Raw genomic sequence first — 4192 nt, forward strand, 5'->3', positions numbered from 1 at the left:
ATACTTTATTCATATTTTATCATATTATATTTCCGGTTCATATGTAGATTTATATTTACTTTTACAGCTAGATGCGAGCCTAATGTAACTTCTTGCTCGCTAGAGGCTTGCTTTGAAGCTAGACGTATAGCTAAAAGCACAGTAAATTAGTACCACTATCTGATTTTATGCTTATATTATTAAAATATCAACTAACTGGGGGCCTAAAAAGGTTGTTATTTCAATTAAACTAGACTGAAAACTAGTTCAAAGGTTCCACCTATCGTACAGTACCGCCCACCATAGCCTCAATTTTCACCGGTTTTTCATCCGAATTCTAAAAGGGGTGCTTGTTCTTCCATCAGGCGCCCCGTAAAGTCGTCAGACGCAACGCTTATCAGGTGGTCCCGCCCTGTATTTTCATCCAGCCTCTGTCCGATGAATTCCCTGCCAGCAGCACCATCTCACCGACCCATACTTTATCGATACCACTAAAGCTTCATTCTTAAAAAATGTTATGATGGTATGTATGACTGGGGGAAAGAGAAACAGCACAAGCCGCAATGATATAAAGCTGGGGCTGATGGTTTCGATTGTTTTAAAAACCGACCAGCACTCCGGTGAATTAACAGAGGGAATCGTTAAAGATATTTTAACCAATTCTCAATTTCATCCTCATGGTATCAAAGTACGCTTGGAGAGCGGACAGGTCGGAAGAGTAAAAGAGATAGCCGTTTCACCGGGAGGTTCACACCGTTAGTGGCATATATCAATATACGAAGTGTCAGCCTGGCCTTTAGCGTTACCCGGCTTTTCAAGGAAATTAACCTGACCGTTGAACAGGGAGAAAAGGTTGCTCTTGTCGGGCGTAACGGGTCTGGCAAGTCAACTCTTCTTAAACTTGTCATGGGCAAGACCCGTCCTGATTCCGGTACCGTAGCTATCCAGAAAGGAATCCGGGCCGCTTATCTCGACCAGATAGTGCCCGGGGAGATACCGGGTACCGTGCTGGAAGTAGTGACCGGTGAGTCAAGCCGGGTACATGATACTTCTGATACGGAGAAGGTCTGGAAACTTCACCAGCAAGCCGAGAAAATAACCTCTCAACTGGGACTGGATACCGGCGTGGTTTTTAACACCCTTTCCGCCGGAATGAAGCGCAAGGTATTACTGGCCAAAGCGTTTATAGACGAACCAGATATACTGCTACTCGATGAACCGACCAACCACATGGATATTGATTCAATCAAACGGCTCGAAGAAGTGTTATTACGGTTTACCGGCGCTTTGATATTTGTAACTCACGACCGGATGTTTTTACAGAGAATAGCCACCCGGATTGTGGAAATCGACCGGGGCGGATTATTCGACCAGTCGTGCGATTACGAGACTTTCTTGAAACGGCGAGAAGAAGCCAGGGAGAATGAAGAAACCCGGAACGCATTGTTCGATAAAAAGCTGCAGCAGGAGGAACGGTGGGTACGTGAGGGCGTCAAGGCGCGGCGTACCCGGAATGAAGGCCGCGTCCGTGCACTTTTAAAAATGAGGGAACTCTGGAGCCAGAGAAGAGAACGCTCCGGAACCATAAAAATAGCGAACCAGCAGGCAAAACAGTCCGGCAAGCTGGTTGTCGAGGCTGAAGATATTAATTTCAGTTACGGCAATAGTCCAGTTATCTCGAACCTCTCCACAATGATTATGAAGGGCGACCGTGTCGGCATACTGGGGCCTAACGGCAGCGGCAAGACCACTCTTTTACGCCTTCTTTTGGGCGAACTCCAGCCGGATTCAGGAAGTATCCGACTGGGCAGCAACCTGCAAATCAGCTATTTCGACCAGTTGCGGGAGCAACTGGATGATAATAAGACCGTTCAGCAAAATGTGGCGGAAGACAATCAGGATATCGTTTTTATCAACGGAAAACAACGGCATATTATCGGGTACCTGCAGGATTTACTCTTTTCCCCGGATCAAGCACGCTCATATGTTTCAAAGCTTTCCGGCGGCGAACGCAGCCGGCTTTTACTTGCCAAGCAATTCGTCCGGCCTTCCAATATCATGGTTCTGGACGAGCCGACCAATGACCTTGATGTAGAGACGCTGGAAGTCCTTGAAGAATACCTGTTGAATTATCCCGGCACGATACTCCTGGTCAGTCATGACAGGGCTTTTATTAACAATGTCGTCACCAGCACACTGGTTTTTGAAGGCTCAGGCATAGTGAAAGAATACGTGGGCGGATATGATGACTGGCAGCGTCAACGCCAGGTAGAAACCAAATCCGCCAAAACCTCAAAAGGCACACCTGCGGTCAAGGCCACCAGGCCGAAAACAAGATTCGGGTTCCGTCAGAAAAAGGAACTGGAAGAACTACCTCACACTATTGAGGCAATGGAAACTGAACAAAAGGAATTATATAAGGCGATGGCTGACCCGGAGCTCTATAAAAACGAAAAGTCCGGGATTGTCCGTAAGACAGAACGGTTGGAGGAACTAAAGAAACTGCTGGCTGAATCCTATGCCCGATGGGAAGAACTCGAAGACCTTAAAAACGAGCCGGGTTCTTAACCGAAGTTTCTCCATTAACCGGTTTTTGATAGCCGCCTTTTTACGCCAGTTCCAGAGTAACCGCGTTTTTGCGAATCCGGCATTTTCCGGCAAGAGCTAATGCTTGCCCCACATATTGCTCCGGCACATCGATGAGTGTATGCCTGTCATGAATATTTATAGCGCCGATGGTTTTACCGGGGAAATCCGCGCGGTAAGCTATCGTGCTAACAATATCGGCGGGCTGAATATCATGAGCTTTCCCAGCGTTAATAGTCAGCCGCACCATGCCCTCTTCACTGGAGACCCTATCGTCTTTTCGTCCGTTCCCCTTTTTGCCATTTTTAAATCCGCGCCTGGCTGATTGGGGCTTCCCTTCCCGCACTTCGCTAATCTGCACAATAGGGCGCTGTTTCTCCTCTTTCCGGGCAATTTTCATGGCTGTTGCGGCAATCTGAAGAAGGTCTTCCCCCATTAACACCAGCTTGTTAACTATCTGTAATTCCTTCTGACAACGACCGCGCTTTAGCCAGACCGTCATCTGTTCCAGCATCTGCGCTTCTCTGTGCGCCTCAATTTCCTCAACGGTCGGAATCTGTATCCGAGTAACAGGCTGTTTGGTATAACCTTCTATCCGGTTCAACCGCCACTTTTCCTGCGGCGCCAGCAATGATATGGCAATTCCCGTTTTACCGGCCCTGCCGGTGCGCCCGACACGGTGTACGTATAATTCCGGGTCTTCGGGCAGGTCATAGTTGAACACGTGTGAAATATTATCGATATCCAGTCCGCGGGCAGCTATATCCGTTGCCACAAGGACGGTGATTTTATTTTTACGGAAGCGGTTTAAAACCTGTTCCCGGGCCTGCTGGCTCAGGTCTCCGTTCAGGGCCTCGGCGGGAAATCCGCGTGTCACAAGCGCGTTAACCAGATCAGTCGTACCCGCTCTGGTCCTGGTAAATATAAGCGCGCTGGTGATATCCTCCATCTCGAAAAGCCGTGTAAGAACAGCCAGCTTTTCACCTCTGTTAACAAGGCAGTAACGATGTTCGATTGCGTCAACAGTGAGATGTTTGCTTTTGATGGTGACAGATTTCGGAGACCGCATGTACTTTTTGGAAATGCTTCTTATTTCCGGCGGAAGAGTGGCTGAAAAGAGCGCCGTCTGGTGTTCCGATGGAACCCCGCTGAGAATCTCCTCGATATCCTCAATGAATCCCATGCTGAGCATTTCATCCGCCTCATCGATGACGATGGTGCTCACATTACCGAGATTTAATTCTTTCTTCTGTATAAGATCCAGCAAGCGTCCAGGTGTGCCTACTACGATATCAACGCCCTGTCTGAGATGACTAATCTGCAAGTTATAGGGTTGACCACCGTATACCGGCAGAACACGCACGTTCAGGTCTTTACCGTATTCGCTTGCAGCTTTCGCCACCTGCATAGCCAGTTCCCGCGTGGGAGCCAGAACAAGCGCCTGTATACTACGCTGCCCCTTCTCCATGGTTTGAATAATGGGCAACATGAAGGCGGCCGTTTTACCGGTACCTGTCTGGGCCTGTCCGATTACATCGTGACCTTCCAGCATTAACGGGATAATTTCCGATTGAATCGGAGTGGGAATAACATAGCCTAGATCAGATACAGTCTGTTCCAGTTCTGG

The 4192-nt window shown here is 48.4% G+C and carries 3 protein-coding genes; 2 read left to right on the plus strand and 1 reads right to left on the minus strand.

The window, feature by feature from the left end:
* Positions 1-508 precede the first annotated feature (508 nt).
* Both V3S16_RS10005 and V3S16_RS10010 read left to right on the plus strand, forming a co-directional pair.
* The gene (locus V3S16_RS10005) at positions 509-739 is read left to right on the plus strand and encodes a YwbE family protein (protein WP_413884545.1); all 231 of its coding nucleotides are present in this window, start codon (positions 509-511) and stop codon (positions 737-739) included.
* A complete protein-coding gene (locus V3S16_RS10010; RefSeq protein ID WP_413884546.1) occupies positions 739-2547 on the plus strand; it encodes an ATP-binding cassette domain-containing protein in 1809 nt (602 codons plus the stop codon). The genes V3S16_RS10005 and V3S16_RS10010 overlap by 1 nt, the downstream gene beginning before the upstream one ends.
* Before the next feature lie 40 nt (positions 2548-2587).
* Here V3S16_RS10010 and V3S16_RS10015 read toward each other — a convergent pair.
* Positions 2588-4192 (minus strand): DEAD/DEAH box helicase (locus tag V3S16_RS10015; RefSeq protein WP_413884547.1); only part of this gene is annotated, 1605 nt, incomplete at its 5' end.

Source organism: Candidatus Desulfatibia sp., assembly GCF_036446775.1.
Lineage (GTDB): Bacteria > Desulfobacterota > Desulfobacteria > Desulfobacterales > UBA11574 > Desulfatibia_A.

What these genes read in the sequence shown, in the direction of transcription:
- V3S16_RS10005 (WP_413884545.1), top strand. Translation starts at nt 509, where the DNA reads ATGACTGGGGGAAAGAGAAACAGCACAAGCCGCAATGATATAAAGCTG.